Origin of the sequence: Photobacterium sp. BZF1, from assembly GCF_014349205.1 — a bacterium.
Lineage (GTDB): Bacteria > Pseudomonadota > Gammaproteobacteria > Enterobacterales > Vibrionaceae > Photobacterium.
Genome location: NZ_JACSOF010000088.1, coordinates 1 through 14,458 on the forward strand (window position 1 = coordinate 1; position 14,458 = coordinate 14,458).

Consider the following 14,458-nt stretch of genomic DNA (forward strand, 5'->3'; position numbering starts at 1 on the left):
GATTTCAACCGCCGCTATTCTCTTCTCAAGCATTACAAACAAGCAAACGACTGGCGCCAATATGATTTGCTGGCGACTGATACCTTGTTTGCCTACATGAGTTATGTCGAAGGGATCCCAACCTACGGTAAAGGCTGGTTGTTTGGTGCCGGGGTTGATCCTCAGCTGCCGATGCCCTCCGAAGCGACCCTATCAAGGCTGTATAACGCGATAGACACTGAGCGTTTGCGCTTCTACGTCAACAGCCTCAAGCCCGATGATGAAAACTATACTCGGCTGTTGTTGGCTATTGATGCACTCGAGCCAGCAGCCAGTGATAGTTGGCCGGGTTTCTATCAACCTGGGATCATCCGGCTTGGTACTAGGCTGAGAGACCCTGATGCTTTGATCTCCATTCTGGAGCAACTTGGTGATCTGCGGGATTTCGAAGCAGATCAGATCCGTGCAGCGGGAGTGCGTACCTACAATATCGACCTCGCTAACGCGGTGAAAAGCTTCCAGCGCCGCCATGGCTTGAAGGAAGATGGGGTGATTGGCCCGCAAACCCGGCAATGGCTGGCGATCTCTCCCCAGTCACGTATTCGGGTCTTGGCCCTCAATGCGCAACGAACCCGGTTATGGCCATCCGACGCCTCATCACTGCTGGTAGTCAATATTCCAAATTACGAACTCAGCCTATGGCTCAATGATCGCCATGTGCTCGACAGTAAAGTCATTGTCGGTCGGCCAAGTCGCCGGACCCCTTTGATGACTACCAATGTCTCGTCTGTGGTGTTCAATCCATATTGGAATGTGCCGATGTCGATCATGCGCAAGGATATTCTGCCCAAAGCGCGGAGGGATAGGGGATACCTGCATCGCAATGGTTTTGCGGTGATTAGAAGTTGGCAAAGTTCGGAGCAGATCCCCATTCACACTATCGACTGGCGTATTGTCAATGCCAAGCAGTTCCCTTATCGCTTGCGGCAGAAACCCGGTCGGAAAAATGCCTTGGGCCTGTATAAATTCAATATGCCTAACGACCAAGCAATCTACCTACATGACACTCCAGCCAAGAGCTTGTTTGCCAAAGAGAGCCGGGCATTTAGCTCGGGCTGCGTCAGGGTTGAGCAGGCTGATAACTTGGCGATGATACTCCTCAACCATTCGGGGGTCTCTGAGCAGCGGGTCAACCAACTTAAGGCACGTACGAAAACCAAGACAGTCGGCTTGTCAAATAAGGTCAAGGTGCAGGTGATTTATCAGACCGCATGGGTCGATAACGAGGGCTTGGTAAACTACCGCAATGATGTTTACGACTATGACAAGTTTGTCGCCATGTCGCAAAACCAAGAATTATTTACATCTCTTTACACTGAATAAAATGCTTTCACGTCAATAATTAGGCGGCCTTTGGTTAAAAGGTCGCCAGTTTTTTGTCATTTCAACGTTTGACTGAACAATATCTGAACGTTATCTTGCTCCTCCATTAAGGGAGCCCGGTTGGGGTTGCGTTACTGTGCCTGGAGCAGGCCTGAAGTTAGTTGTTGTTGAGTTATGTCTGAAATTGATTACAAGCGTCGCCAGCTTCTGGCTGCTGGTGGGGTTGCGCTTGGGGCATGCTTACTGCCGAGTTGGGTAGTAGCAAGTCCGTATAAAGCAGGGAGTGCTCGCCAGATCTCGTTGCACAATATCCATACTAGTGAAAACCTTGAAAGCGAGTATTTCAATGGCAAGCTGTATGTGAAAGAAGAGCTGCAGAAAATTAACCATATCTGCCGTGATTTCAGACGCAATGAAGTTGCCCATATGGATCGCCGTTTGTTCGATGCGATCACCGAGATCCAAGCAGGACTAGGCCATAAAGGCCAAGTACGTATTATATCAGGCTACCGTTCGCCAGCGACCAACAAAGCGCTACAGAAGAATGGCGGAGTCGCGACAAAGAGCTATCATATGAAAGGTCAGGCGATTGACTTCAACCTAGAAGGTGTCTCTCTGTCACGAATTCGCAATGCCGCACTTGAACTTCGCCTAGGTGGTGTAGGATATTACCCGCGTAGCGGATTCGTGCATATTGATACGGGCCCTGTGCGTCGCTGGAACGGCTAATCGTCCCTGTAGCGAGCGCTATACAAACCGAATAATTACAAAGCCGACACTTCCTCCCTCTCTTGGTAGCTGTCGGCTTTGCTGTCTCTGCCCTTAGCCCTTTGCTCCCTTCGTCTTCCCACTGTTGTTGTCCTGCTGTTTTTGCTATCCTGCGGCAAGAACTGAAATCGCTAGGAATTATCAATGAGTCTTCAATTTGAAATTGTGCCGGTCACTCCGTTTCAGCAAAACTGCTCCATCATCTGGTGTGATGAAACCAAGGAAGCCGCAATGGTTGATCCGGGAGGTGATATTCACCTTCTGAAAGAAAAAGCGCAGCAATTGGGACTGACAGTTACCAAGCTGATCTTGACCCATGGCCATTTGGATCATGTCGGTGGTACTGAACCGTTGGCAAAAGAGTTGGGTATTCCAGTGGTTGGACCGCACAAGGAAGATGCCTTCTGGCTTCAAGGCCTGCCTCGCCAGAGTGAGATGTTCGGCTTCCCGATGACTGAAGCATTCGATCCAGATCAGTGGCTGGAAGAAGGTGATACGGTAACCGTGGGCAACCAGACGCTGTCTGTCTTGCATACCCCTGGGCATACACCGGGCCATGTGGTGCTATTTAGCAAAGACGCTAACGTAGCGTTTGTTGGTGATGTACTGTTCAAAGGCGGTATCGGACGTACCGATTTCCCGAAAGGCGATTACCAGACCTTGATTGATTCTATCAAAGGCAAGCTATGGCCACTTGGCAATGAAGTGACCTTTATCCCTGGCCATGGTCCGATTTCGACCTTTGGCAGCGAGCGTGTATCCAACCCGTTCGTTGCTGATGAGATGCCGCTTTACTAAGCTTTCGCAGTCACTTCTTCAAGGTACTGGCTTAAGGTACTGTATTCCCAGCCCAGGTTATTCTGGGCTGTTTGCTTTCTGTCCCACAAGAGTTCTTTTTTCCTTGGAATTTTTGTGACTACTTTCACGTTTCTTCCTCACTTTGGCTGGAATTAGGAAATATTCCTAACTTTCCTAAGTCCGTTTCTCAAGCCACTTTTTCTTTGTCTCCCTACAATGCCTGGCAATGGGTATTCGCAGCTTTGCCTGCAGATAACGTCGAAAAAGTATTGAGGGTGACACATGCTTAAACTTCTTGACCAGGTCAGAAAACCAACCTTGGATCTGCCTGTAGAAGAGCGCCGTAAAATGTGGTTCAAGCCATTTATGCAATCTTACTTGGTTGTATTTATTGGCTATATGGCCATGTATCTGATCCGTAAAAACTTCAATGTTGCTCAGAACGACATGATCTCTACCTATGGTTTGTCGATGACAGATCTGGGTCTGATCGGTCTGGGTTTCTCGATTACCTACGGTATTGGTAAGACCGTTGTTTCATATTATGCCGATGGAAAGAATACCAAACAGTTTCTTCCTTTCATGTTGATTCTTTCCGGTATTGCGATGTTGGGCTTCAGCGCCAGTATGGGTGGCTCAAGTACCAGCCTGTTCATGATGGTGGCTTTCTATGCCATGAGCGGCTTTTTCCAGAGTACCGGTGGCCCATCAAGTTATTCAACCATCACCAAGTGGACCCCGCGTAACAAGCGTGGTACTTACCTGGGCCTGTGGAACATGTCCCACAACGTTGGTGGTGCAGGTGCGGCCGGTGTTGCCCTGTTTGGTGCCAACTACCTGTTCGACGGCCATGTGATCGGTATGTTCATCTTCCCGTCAATCATCGCATTGGTAGTAGGCTTCTTGGGTTTGCGCTTCGGTAGTGATTCGCCGGAAGCTTATGGCCTGGGTAAAGCAGAAGAGCTATTTGGTGAAGAGATCAGCGAAGAAGATATCAGCGCTGAAGAAAACCAGATGACCAAGCGTGAAATCTTCATGGAATATGTACTGAAGAATAAGATCATTTGGCTACTGTGTTTTGCCAATATCTTCTTGTACATCGTCCGTATCGGTATCGACCAGTGGTCAACGGTATATGCTTACCAAGAGCTTGGCCTGACGAAAGAAACTGCGATCTCTGGTTTCACCCTGTTCGAAGTGGGTGCGCTAGTGGGTACGCTGATGTGGGGTTACCTATCAGACTTGGCAAACGGTCGCCGTGCATTGGTTGCTTGTGTGTCTTTGGTACTGATCATCTTCAGCCTTGAGTTCTACCAGCATGCTACCAGTGAGTACATGTACCTGGGTTCACTGTTCGTACTGGGCTTCCTGGTATTTGGTCCTCAGCTTCTTATCGGTGTGGCGGCAGTTGGCTTCGTACCGAAGAAAGCCATCAGTGTTGCCGATGGTATCAAAGGTACCTTTGCTTACCTGATTGGTGATAGCTTCGCGAAACTGGGCCTGGGTATGATTGCCGATGGTACGCCAATCTTTGGCCTGACTGGCTGGAAAGGCACCTTTGCTGCGCTAGATACCTCTGCAGCGGTATGTATCGTGTTGCTGGTCTTCGTTGCCATTGCGGAAGAGAAGAAAATCCGCCGCGAGAAGCGCCTGCAGAAGCAGCTTGAGCTAGAAACGGCTTAATTCGGTTTCACGAGATGCTTTTAATAAAAACTGCCTACGGGCAGTTTTTTTATATCTGTAGGATATAAGTAATCAGTTGCATCCTTACTATTTTTGATTAATTACATTTCAGCCTTGTCTCGACTGGGCTGAACAGGTAGTTTATGCCTCTTTTTCGCCTTGGGGGACAAAAAATGATCAACGTTGCTTTGGTTGATGACCATATCATTGTGCGGTCTGGGTTTGCGCAGCTATTGATGTTGGAAGACGACATCAATGTGGTGGGTGAATTCGGCTCGGCCAAAGATGCCCGCCAAGGCCTACCGGGTTGTCAGGCTAATGTCTGTATTCTTGATATCTCAATGCCAGATGAAAGTGGTTTGTCTTTATTGGCTGATTTGCCAGAAGGGATAGCCTGTATCATGCTCAGCGTCCATGATAGTCCATCAGTGGTCGAAAAAGCGTTGGAAGTCGGCGCGAGGGGGTATCTGAGTAAACGCTGTAGCCCCGACGAACTCGTACAGGCAGTTAGGACTGCTGCGGCTGGTGGCTGCTATCTGACGCCGGATATTGCCATCAAGTTGGCGACAACCTCGAAAACGGCCCCATCAGTTTCTCAATTGACTAAGCGTGAACGTCAGGTCGGTGAGCTGCTGGCTACCGGCTTGGATGTCAAAGCGGTCGCCACTGAGCTTGGCCTCAGCCACAAGACTATTCACGTCCACCGCGCCAATGCGATGGACAAGCTGGGTGCCAAGAATAACGTTGAGCTTGCCAAGCACTTCGATACTGAGGTGTTGTAGTGCGCAACTTCGCCCTGACTACTTTGGGCGGGTGGCTGCTTATCACCTGTGCATGGTTTTGCCTTTGGGCCATCGCTTCCTATTTTACCCTCGACCCCGAGTTGGCCGTTTTCCTGTTCCCTTTCGCCTTGCGAATGGGGATTGCCTTGCATTGCCCGAAAAAATATTGGGGTGCAGTGTATGGTGCCGAATGGGGGCTGATGCTGGCATTGGCACCGCAGGTAGGTAACCCGTTATGGGGGGCTGCATTGTGTGCCAGTGTCGCGAGTGTACCTCTGCTGTGGTTCGCCCATGGCCAGTATTACGGCTCTCAACTCCGTCGCCTGTGTGTGATGGGGGCAGTGATAGGTTTAGCGGCGGTACTCAATGTCGCGATTTCCGGTTGGTTTAGTGAACATAGCTGGATGGTATTGCTGGTGAGTGTGACCGGTGGTTTGATGCTGGTCCCCAGTTGTTACTTGATCTGGAGCTACCTGTTCCAACAAGCTTGGATCCCCCTGACCGTGGATTTGGTATCCCGCCCAGTTGCTTTAAGGGTCCGGCACATCTTTTTATATGCTGGGTTGTTTGTCGCCAGCATCGTGCTACAACTTGGCCTGCCGGATGAAATGCGCCGTTTTGCCCCTTTCTGTTTGGCTATTCCGATCATTTTATTGGCATTCCGTTATGGCTGGCAGGGGGCCTTGCTAGGCACATTGCTCAACAGTGTGGCACTCATCGCTGCCCGCAGCACAGGTAGCAACCTGGAAGTGACAGACTTGTTGCTGTCGCTGTCAGCACAGAGCTTGACCGGTATTTTGCTGGGGATGGGGATCCAACGCCAGCGTGAACTCAACCAGCAATTACGGTTGCAGCTCAACCGCAACCACAGCCTTTCCCGTCAGTTGGTCAAGGCCGAAGAGTCTGTACGGCGGGATGTCGCCCGCGAACTCCATGATGAAATCGGCCAGAACATTACCGCAATCCGTACTCAGGCATCCATTATCCAGCGGGTCGAAACAACCCCTGTGGGTGCAAATTGCGCTGGGATGATTGAAAACCTTTCGTTGAATATCTATGACACCACCAAAGGGTTGTTAAGCCAACTGAGGCCCAAATCCCTCGATGATATGGGGCTCGCTGACTCCCTTGAACAATTGATTAGAGACTTGGAATGTGAGGCTCAGGGTATCGATGCGACGATCACGTGGCATTGCCATGGGCAGCAGCCGGAAATGCTGAGTGATACCCTGAGCGTGACTTTGTATCGCCTTTGCCAGGAAGCAATGAACAATGTGGTCAAGTATGCGCGCGCCAGCCAGCTTGAGCTGACCTTTGGGCTTGGCACCGATACGGTGTCTTTAACCGTTCAGGACAATGGGCGTGGTTTCAGTGTTGATCAGGTGATGCAGATGTCTTCGAAAGGTTTTGGCCTTCAGGGAATGCGTGAGCGGGTAGAGGCGCTTGGTGGCGAGATCCAGGTGGAAAGCCATACCTCTGGGTCGCAAACAGGAACCCGTATTGCCATTCAGTTGCCCGTGCTTTGATGAAGTTCGGCTTGGCTGCTTGAAATAGATTGAAGTGAGAATGTATTTGTGGAATCACCGATGTTAGGGAGCGTAAAAACGCCACCCGAGCCAGAGGCTAAGTGCCAACCTGACAATGTCGATGCGCGCTATCGCTATTGGCGTTTGCATATCATGCTGACCATGTATGTTGGTTACGCGGTGTTCTACTTTACCCGTAAAAACTTCAACTATGCCATGCCGACCATGCTGGTCGATCTCGGCTTGGACAAGTCTGATATCGGCATGATGGGGACGCTGTTCTACATCACCTATGGGGCCTCTAAGTTTCTCTCTGGGGTGATATCTGACCGCTCCAACCCACGCTATTTCATGGGCATTGGCCTGATGGCAACCGGGGTGGTTAACATCATGTTTGGTTTTGCCGATTCACTGTGGTGGTTGATGACGCTATGGGTCTGTAATGCATGGTTCCAGGGGTGGGGGTGGCCACCTTGCTCGAAGCTGATGACCACATGGTATTCCCGTTCGGAGCGTGGTTTTTGGTGGTCGATCTGGAATACGGCCCATAATGTTGGCGGGGCCATGATCCCACTGCTGGTGGGTTACTTGACGCTGCACTATAGCTGGCGACTGGGCTTTATTGTACCGGGCGCCATCGCTGTGGTGATTGGTACCATGCTGTGCTGGCGGCTTCGTGATAAGCCGAATACCCTTGGTTTGCCCACTGTCGGTGAGTGGCGCCAAGACAGGCTTGAACTGACTCATGAGCGTGAGGGGTTTGGCCTTAGCTCACGGGAGATTCTGCGTAAGTATGTCCTCAGTAACAAGTATATTTGGCTGCTGGCCTTCAGCTATGTGCTGGTATACGTAGTCCGGACTGCCATTAACGACTGGGGTAACCTGTATCTCAGTGAGCAACAGGGCTATGGCTTGATCCAGGCCAACATGGCATTGTCACTGTTTGAAATCGGTGGCTTTGTTGGCTCGCTGGTTGCTGGCTGGGGATCTGACCGTTTGTTTGGCGGCAACCGGGGGCCGATGAATGTTATTTTTGCTATTGGGATTTTCCTGTCGGTGGCCGCGCTTTGGCTGATGCCGGTGAAGAATTTCGCATTGCTGTCGGGGTGTTTTTTCTCAGTGGGCTTTTTTGTCTTCGGCCCACAAATGCTCATCGGTATGGCCGCAGCAGAGTGCTCGCATAAAGACTCGGTCGGTGCTGCCACCGGATTTGTCGGCTTATTTGCTTACATGGGGGCGGCGTTGGCTGGCTACCCGTTGGCATTAGTGATGGAGTACTTCCATTGGACGGGCTTCTTTGTGGTGATTTCTATTGCGGCAGGGGTGATAGGTTTGTTGCTGATGCCATTTCTTAAAGCCCAGTCCGCATCAGATACTGCGGTAGCCTAAATAAATTCATCTATTTAGCGCGAGTTAGCTCGCCGCGAGGTAGCGCCTTGCCAAACCGGCAAAATCGGCAGCGGGGCGGTCGAGGAAGTCTTCAGAGATGAAAAAGTCGTAACCGATAAGTTCACGGTTATAGTGCATCCGGTTGGCGAGCATGGCTTGCAGACCCTTGAGAGTGTGTCCTGTCATTGTGGTGTAGTGGTGATCGTCAAACATGATGTCTTCTATCTCATAAGGCGGATTGTCGATACCTTTGTGGGCCATGATAAGCAAGATCCGCTGGTCAATAAGTAGTTTGGTGGCGACTCGTGGGCAAATTGAGTCAATGAACTCCTCGTAGTCTTTTAGCCTTACCCCAACCCAAGGCACGGGTTGGTGCCAGCCATCTTTAGCTATGCTGGCTTGGGCGATGCTGTCGATATTTTTCCAGCGTGCTAACCACCCCCCGTAATGGCTGTGAAATTGGATATGCATGAAGGTTAGGGTGAACGACAGTTCGGGGCCCTGGGAGTACTTGTAGCCAACCAACATCATGATACAAGCACCAATCAATAAGATGGCGACAACGGGTGGGGCAACAGTGGGGAAAATTATGCCGATAAATGTAGCAACGACGAAACCGGCAATCCCTGCAATAAACAGGTTCGCTTGGTAGGGGGTGATGCCGGTAGTGATATACCGAGTCTTTAAACTGTCACTCATTGCCATTACCGAGCTGGTTTTGATCATCTTAAGTATCGTCGAAATGGCAAAAACGATCACTCAAGATGTGAAATTATCATGGCTTATGCTTCTTTAATTGCATATGTTGATTTATCCAGATGTTTGGCGAAGATGGAGAAAAATCCCCGCAAAATTCCCTAACATCTTTTTATTTCAAGCTTTTTTCTGCCAGTTGGAAATAGTCAAAAATGAGAGGTAGTCGCTTATTTTTGAGTAAAATCATCTTTTGTTGAGGATGAAATAACCGTTCGCTGGCATTTCTCTGACATCCTTGGTATAACACGCGCTTACTTTTTCCCGCTGGAAGTATCAGCCTGTTCTGTTTTCAGGTTGATGAATGGTGGTGACTGAAAGTAGTGCAACGGAGTAGGAAATTTAATGAGAATCTCTCACAAACGTAAAGTTCAGCTGAAACTACAAAAACGCCTTAAGGGCATGGTAGTTGAGGCAAAACCAGCAGCAGTGAAAGCTGTTGTGAAAAAAGCACCAACTGCAGAAACAGTAAAAGCTGCTCCAGCGGCGAAACCTGTTGTTGAAGAGCAGAAGCCAGTAGAAGCGGCAGCACCAGTTGCAGCGAAAGTGTCTTTGACTCCAAAACAGCAGCAAGTGCTGGATATTGTTGTTAAGAACGCAGAAGGTATCAATCCGAAAGGCATTGGTCTTGAAGCAGGCCAGGAAGACACCAAAGCGGCTTCTTGGGCGACTGGTGCGCTGAAAAAACTGACCGAAGAAGGTTTGGTTGAGCGCATCCAACTGGCGGGCAACAAGGTGCTTTACAAAGCACTTTAATTCCTCTGCTACGGAGCACACTGTGTGATGCAGAGTGATCCGAGCCGGCTTTGGAATTACAGCCAGGCCCGTTCCTGATGCTATCAGGGGCGGGTATTACCTCCCTTTTAAATCAATCCGACATTTCTTCTAAACAACGCTATTCTGCAACGTTTGTAATACTGTCTCAAAAATGCGTTATTTTGTATCTCAATGATAAACGTGTTGCATTCTCCTGTCGTTATGTCTCATCTCTGCTATAACTTATTATAAATAGACACCTATCAGTAACGTCTTGGTTTTCAAGATGTGTTATGCGGAGGCGAGTTTATGACAATGATAAGTGCTAGGGAGTTCTCCGACTGGTTGCGCGTTCGATTCGCTAACGAAGACCAAGGCGTGAGTTTAACTAGGGACGACATAAACCAGTTGACAGGACGTCAGAGCTTTTCGCTAGGATTTGTAAACGACATCCATTATGAACTCATGCAGCATGGTATGGCATTTGTCACTGATACATCACGAGAGACTTTCTATTTGATCCCTGTGACGAACAAACCTTGGCGCGAGCAGTTAGAACATCAATACGAAAGAGAGTTGTTCTGTAACGTGCTACCTTTAGACAAGTCCGGCTAACTATCAGGGCAGATATACGTTACAAAAAACGGGCGCAGTGCGCCCGTTTTTAGTTTACCTGTTGTCATTGAGCAAAGTTCTATAGAACTGCTGCAATGCCTTTACAAAGAGGCTGCATATTTGCTTTGGTCATACCCGCAACGCTGATACGGCCAGAGCCAACAATATAGATACCGAATTCTTCTTTCAGGCGGTTAACCTGCTCTTTGCTCAGGCCAGAGAACGAGAACATACCGTTCTGGCGCTCGATAAAGCTGAAATCAGCCTCTACACCCAAATCTTTTAGTGTCTGTACGAACAGGGTACGCATTTCCTGAATGCGGTCACGCATATCGGCGACTTCGATTTCCCACTCGGCACGAAGGGCTGCATCGTTCAGGATTTCAGTCACAATCGCTGCACCGTGTGCTGGTGGGTTTGAGTAGATCACACGGGCAATGCTTTTCACTTGGCTAAACGCGGTTGTCGCTTCGGCATTATCTTTGGCGACAAGTGTAAATGCACCAACACGCTCGTTGTACAGACCAAAGTTTTTCGAGAATGAGCTGGCGATAAGAAGTTCTTCACAAAGGTCAGCAAAAATGCGTAGGCCTTGGGCATCTTCTTCAACACCTTTGGCAAAGCCCTGATAGGCAAAGTCAAACATCGGTAGCAGTTGCTTTTCTTTACATAGGTCAGCAAGTTGTTGCCACTGTGGTGCTTGAGGGTCAATACCGGTTGGGTTATGGCAGCAGCCATGTAGAAGTACGACATCACCTGGGGCAGCATTAGCCAAGTCCGCAAGCGCTGCGTCAAAGTCCATGTCTTTGCTCTGTGCGTCGTAGTAGCTGTACTGGACGGTTTCAAGGCCGGCAGCGGTGAACACACCGTTGTGGTTCGCCCAAGTCGGGTTGCTGATCCACACTTTTACATCACCAAGTTGGCGCTTGATAAATTCAGCCGCCAAACGTAATGCACCTGTGCCGCCAGGGGCCTGTGCCGTCTGGGCGCGTTTTGAAGAGATGATTGGAGAGTCGTTGCCAAACAGCAGTTGCTGAACAGCTAGGCCGTATTCTGCCGTGCCAGGAATACTTAGGTAAGACTTGGTGGTTTCCTTTTCTAGCAAAATCGCTTCCGCTTTTTTTACTGTTGCTAGCACAGGGGTATTCCCTGATTCGTCTTTGTAGATACCGACACCAAGGTTAATTTTCTCTGGGCGGGTATCTTTTTTAAATTCTTCAGTTAAACCAAGAATTGGGTCGGCGGGTGCAGCAGAAATTTTCTCAAACATTGTCAATCATCCATGCTGGTAATGATAAAGGGTCAATATGTTCTTTATACCTTTTATCACCGGGCATTGACAAGAAATTGTAACATCTTGGCCAAATAAAATATGACAGCAACGAAATGTTATTGGTTTTCACTAACATTTGCACAAAGTGTTCAAACTTTCATCATTATCGACTGCAAGAAAATTACAACAAAAATCATGAATATGCCGATGTTTTGTGCGCCAAATCTCACTGGTTTTGTATAAATTTCATTTAAAAACGTAATTAAATTATAAAACCAGTATGTAAGTGTAACTGTATGTGAAACTGGTCACAGTTGGTAGGGGTAGGGTTGTCATAGCATTGCGTCCCGATGGAAATCGGTCAAATGTGATGATCTTGGTCTGAATTTACGATGTAAACATGGAAAAATCCTGTCTTCACTTCGAATAGTTCAGAAACATACTAAATAACATAAATATGATCATCAGCTTTGTCCGAATGTTGTAAATCTGCTGCAGTATCAATGTGTTTGCAGCAGGCATTATCGGGGAACACTCAATGGAAAAGCCACGCCTTACGTTTTGGCAGATATGGAATATGAGCTTCGGCTTCATGGGGATTCAATTTGGTTTTGGCTTGCAAAATGCCAACGTTAGCCGAATTTTTGAAACCATGGGGGCAAGCATTGATCAAATCCCTATTCTTTGGATTGCAGCACCACTAACTGGCCTGTTGGTACAGCCTATTATCGGTTATTTCAGTGACCGTACCTGGACGGTATTAGGCCGTCGCCGACCTTATTTCCTCTGCGGAGCCATCGCTTCTTCCTTGGCGTTGATTATCATGCCTTATTCGCCATATTTGTGGGTCGCTGCTGGCATGCTGTGGATCCTAGATGCTTCTATCAACATTTCGATGGAGCCATTCCGGGCATTGGTGGCTGACAACCTGCCGTCGGAGCAGCGTACCCAAGGCTTTGCAGTGCAGACTTTCTTCATCGGTGTGGGGTCGGTAGTTGCTTCGGCAATGCCATACTTGCTGAGTAATGTGTTCGATGTTGCCAATACCGCACCATCAGGTGAAGTACCGCCATCGGTGAAGATTTCTTTCCTATGCGGGGCACTGGTATTTGTGGCCTCTATTCTTTGGACAGTGCTACGTACCAAGGAATACTCCCCGCAGGAGTTGGCTGCCTTCCATAATGAGGCGCCTGAGCAAGAAGAAGAGAAAGCCAGCCTAAAAGCAATTTTTGCTGATATTAAGGCGATGCCAAAGACGATGATGCAATTGGCGGTGGTGCAATTTTTCTCTTGGTTTGCTTTGTTTGCAATGTGGATTTACACCACATCGGCAGTGACGTCACAAATTTTCGGTACCACGGATACTAGCTCTGCATTGTATAACGAAGGGGCGGACTGGGTAGGCCTCTGCTTCGCAGCATATAACGGTATCTCTGCGTTAGCCGCGTTTGCCTTACCATGGTTGGCACAGCGTACAAGTCGTAAGTTTGTCCATTGCCTGTCACTGGTTATCGGTGGCCTGAGCTTGATGTCTATCTCACTTATCGAGAACCCGGTCATGCTGATGGTAAGCATGGTGGGAATTGGTCTGGCATGGGCAAGTATCCTATGTATGCCTTACGCGATTTTGGCGGGCGCATTGCCGGCTAAAAAGATGGGCTTTTACATGGGCGTCTTTAATTTCTTTATCGTATTGCCGCAAATCTTGGCTGCAGGGATCTTGGGGTTCTTCACCCGGTGGGCATTCGATGGCAACACCATGATGGCGATTGTTCTGGGTGGCGCCTCGATGATTTTTGCAGGCCTGGTGGTATGTATTGTCAAAGATGAAGATGAACCCAACAAGGCAGAATTGGGAAGCCAAGCTGAAGTAGTCACTGTCTAAACCTTCCTATACAGGCCAGTACTTCACTGGCCTGTATTATTTAAGTTCGGAACGATCCCTTCAATCGGTAATCGGTAATCGGCAATCGCCACAAGCTAACTAAATTTTGCAGGGCGCTTTTCCAAAAAGGCACTGACGGCTTCTTTAGCCTCGTCACTTCTTATCCGTATAATTAGCTCTACGTTTTCGGTTTCAATGGTTTTAAGCAGCCGTTCTTTATCCTGCTGGCTGAGCATACGTTTACTGATCCGCATAGCCCTAGGAGGAAGTTGGCTGATTTGTTCAGCGCATTGGATAGCCAATTCATCTGGGGTATCGCTGATCTGGTTGATGAAACCAAGAGCGAGCGCCTCATCGGCGGTCATTGGCGCACCGAGCAATAACATTTCTTTGGCTTTTCTCAGGCCGACAATTTTTGCGAACTCCGTGCTTGATGCCATCTCCGGGCACAGCCCTAAATGGACAAACGGCGTCTTGAACACGGCTGTTGGTGAGCAATAAACCACATCGACAAACTGCAACATAGTGGTACCAATGCCAACCGCTGGGCCTGAAACCGACGCGACGATGGGTATTTCACACTCAACCAATGACTTCATGAAACGTTCGCCATGGAAATCAGCCATACCCTGCGAGATAGCCACGAAATCTTGCATGTCATTACCGCCACAAAATATTTCTGGCAGGCCGCGTAAGACGATTACCCGTGTCTCCGGTGACTGATTCGCTTGAGTAATGGTATCAGCGAGGGTGTGGTACATGGCTTGGTTCAGGGCATTTTTGGCACCAGGTCGGGTGAGTTGGATATCAAGAATCGGTCCATTGTGGGTAATGCGGATGTCCATGTCAGCTTTCCTTAAGTGGTAGG

Annotated in this window: 14 protein-coding genes; 10 read left to right on the top strand and 4 right to left on the bottom strand. The window is 48.9% G+C overall.

Features of this window, described 5'->3' with window-relative positions; translation table 11 throughout:
* The 3 genes from BIZ37_RS18715 to BIZ37_RS18725 form a co-directional block, all read left to right on the top strand.
* Nucleotides 1-1,362, top strand: a 1,362-nt coding sequence (locus tag BIZ37_RS18715) for a murein L,D-transpeptidase (protein WP_187462773.1), incomplete at its 5' end; no start/stop codon positions are given.
* A gap of 174 nt (nucleotides 1,363-1,536) precedes the next feature.
* On the top strand, nucleotides 1,537-2,091 hold the full coding sequence (locus BIZ37_RS18720; RefSeq protein WP_107297527.1) for a YcbK family protein: 555 nt from the start codon (nucleotides 1,537-1,539) through the stop codon (nucleotides 2,089-2,091).
* 183 nt (nucleotides 2,092-2,274) lie between these two features.
* Nucleotides 2,275-2,928, top strand: coding sequence for an MBL fold metallo-hydrolase (locus tag BIZ37_RS18725; protein WP_187462774.1), 654 nt, complete (start codon nucleotides 2,275-2,277; stop codon nucleotides 2,926-2,928).
* On the opposite strand, the gene BIZ37_RS30525 is transcribed toward BIZ37_RS18725, so the two are convergent.
* Complete coding sequence (locus BIZ37_RS30525) at nucleotides 2,925-3,056, bottom strand: hypothetical protein (RefSeq protein WP_255526813.1); 132 nt, start codon at nucleotides 3,054-3,056, stop codon at nucleotides 2,925-2,927. The two genes, BIZ37_RS18725 and BIZ37_RS30525, sit on opposite strands and share 4 nt — an antisense overlap.
* 154 nt (nucleotides 3,057-3,210) lie before the next feature.
* Between BIZ37_RS30525 and uhpT the strand changes: the two genes are divergently transcribed.
* From uhpT to BIZ37_RS18745, 4 genes are all read left to right on the top strand, one after another.
* Nucleotides 3,211-4,611 carry a hexose-6-phosphate:phosphate antiporter gene (gene uhpT / locus BIZ37_RS18730; protein WP_187462775.1) on the top strand — a complete coding sequence of 467 codons (1,401 nt, stop codon included), beginning with the start codon at nucleotides 3,211-3,213 and terminating at the stop codon, nucleotides 4,609-4,611.
* 173 nt (nucleotides 4,612-4,784) lie between these two features.
* Nucleotides 4,785-5,393, top strand: coding sequence for a transcriptional regulator UhpA (gene uhpA, locus BIZ37_RS18735; protein ID WP_187462776.1), 609 nt, complete (start codon nucleotides 4,785-4,787; stop codon nucleotides 5,391-5,393).
* Nucleotides 5,393-6,919, top strand: coding sequence for a signal transduction histidine-protein kinase/phosphatase UhpB (gene uhpB / locus BIZ37_RS18740; RefSeq protein WP_187462777.1), 1,527 nt, complete (start codon nucleotides 5,393-5,395; stop codon nucleotides 6,917-6,919). Before uhpA ends, uhpB begins: the two co-directional genes overlap by 1 nt.
* A 60-nt stretch (nucleotides 6,920-6,979) precedes the next feature.
* Nucleotides 6,980-8,308, top strand: a complete 1,329-nt coding sequence (locus BIZ37_RS18745; protein WP_187462778.1) for an MFS transporter — start codon at nucleotides 6,980-6,982, stop codon at nucleotides 8,306-8,308.
* Between the two features lie 24 nt (nucleotides 8,309-8,332).
* On the opposite strand, the gene BIZ37_RS18750 is transcribed toward BIZ37_RS18745, so the two are convergent.
* A complete protein-coding gene (locus tag BIZ37_RS18750; protein ID WP_255526814.1) occupies nucleotides 8,333-9,034 on the bottom strand; it encodes a DUF2982 domain-containing protein in 702 nt (233 codons plus the stop codon).
* A gap of 372 nt (nucleotides 9,035-9,406) precedes the next feature.
* Between BIZ37_RS18750 and BIZ37_RS18755 the strand changes: the two genes are divergently transcribed.
* Together BIZ37_RS18755 and BIZ37_RS18760 are read left to right on the top strand one after the other, a co-directional pair.
* Entirely contained in the window at nucleotides 9,407-9,817 is a 411-nt protein-coding gene (locus BIZ37_RS18755) for a MarR family transcriptional regulator (RefSeq protein WP_187462779.1), read from the top strand.
* A gap of 309 nt (nucleotides 9,818-10,126) precedes the next feature.
* Nucleotides 10,127-10,432: a hypothetical protein gene (locus BIZ37_RS18760; protein ID WP_107297534.1), complete on the top strand. Its 306-nt coding sequence runs from the start codon at nucleotides 10,127-10,129 to the stop codon at nucleotides 10,430-10,432.
* 79 nt (nucleotides 10,433-10,511) lie between these two features.
* Here the strand turns inward: BIZ37_RS18760 and BIZ37_RS18765 are convergent, their stop codons facing one another.
* On the bottom strand, nucleotides 10,512-11,702 hold the full coding sequence (locus tag BIZ37_RS18765; protein ID WP_107297535.1) for an amino acid aminotransferase: 1,191 nt from the start codon (nucleotides 11,700-11,702) through the stop codon (nucleotides 10,512-10,514).
* A gap of 541 nt (nucleotides 11,703-12,243) precedes the next feature.
* Here BIZ37_RS18765 and BIZ37_RS18770 point away from each other — a divergent pair.
* Nucleotides 12,244-13,590, top strand: coding sequence for an MFS transporter (locus BIZ37_RS18770; protein ID WP_187462780.1), 1,347 nt, complete (start codon nucleotides 12,244-12,246; stop codon nucleotides 13,588-13,590).
* A gap of 95 nt (nucleotides 13,591-13,685) precedes the next feature.
* Here BIZ37_RS18770 and BIZ37_RS18775 read toward each other — a convergent pair whose 3' ends face one another.
* On the bottom strand, nucleotides 13,686-14,435 hold the full coding sequence (locus tag BIZ37_RS18775; RefSeq protein ID WP_187462781.1) for an enoyl-CoA hydratase-related protein: 750 nt from the start codon (nucleotides 14,433-14,435) through the stop codon (nucleotides 13,686-13,688).
* Nucleotides 14,436-14,458 lie beyond the last annotated feature (23 nt).

Coding starts and splice junctions, on each gene's coding strand:
- BIZ37_RS18760 (WP_107297534.1), top strand. CDS start 10,127: ATGACAATGATAAGTGCTAGGGAGTTCTCCGACTGGTTGCGCGTTCGA.
- BIZ37_RS18720 (WP_107297527.1), top strand. CDS start 1,537: ATGTCTGAAATTGATTACAAGCGTCGCCAGCTTCTGGCTGCTGGTGGG.
- uhpA (WP_187462776.1), top strand. CDS start 4,785: ATGATCAACGTTGCTTTGGTTGATGACCATATCATTGTGCGGTCTGGG.
- BIZ37_RS18765 (WP_107297535.1), bottom strand. CDS start 11,702: ATGTTTGAGAAAATTTCTGCTGCACCCGCCGACCCAATTCTTGGTTTA.
- BIZ37_RS18750 (WP_255526814.1), bottom strand. CDS start 9,034: ATGATCAAAACCAGCTCGGTAATGGCAATGAGTGACAGTTTAAAGACT.
- BIZ37_RS18755 (WP_187462779.1), top strand. CDS start 9,407: ATGAGAATCTCTCACAAACGTAAAGTTCAGCTGAAACTACAAAAACGC.
- BIZ37_RS18775 (WP_187462781.1), bottom strand. CDS start 14,435: ATGGACATCCGCATTACCCACAATGGACCGATTCTTGATATCCAACTC.
- BIZ37_RS18745 (WP_187462778.1), top strand. CDS start 6,980: ATGTTAGGGAGCGTAAAAACGCCACCCGAGCCAGAGGCTAAGTGCCAA.
- BIZ37_RS18725 (WP_187462774.1), top strand. CDS start 2,275: ATGAGTCTTCAATTTGAAATTGTGCCGGTCACTCCGTTTCAGCAAAAC.
- BIZ37_RS18770 (WP_187462780.1), top strand. CDS start 12,244: ATGGAAAAGCCACGCCTTACGTTTTGGCAGATATGGAATATGAGCTTC.
- uhpT (WP_187462775.1), top strand. CDS start 3,211: ATGCTTAAACTTCTTGACCAGGTCAGAAAACCAACCTTGGATCTGCCT.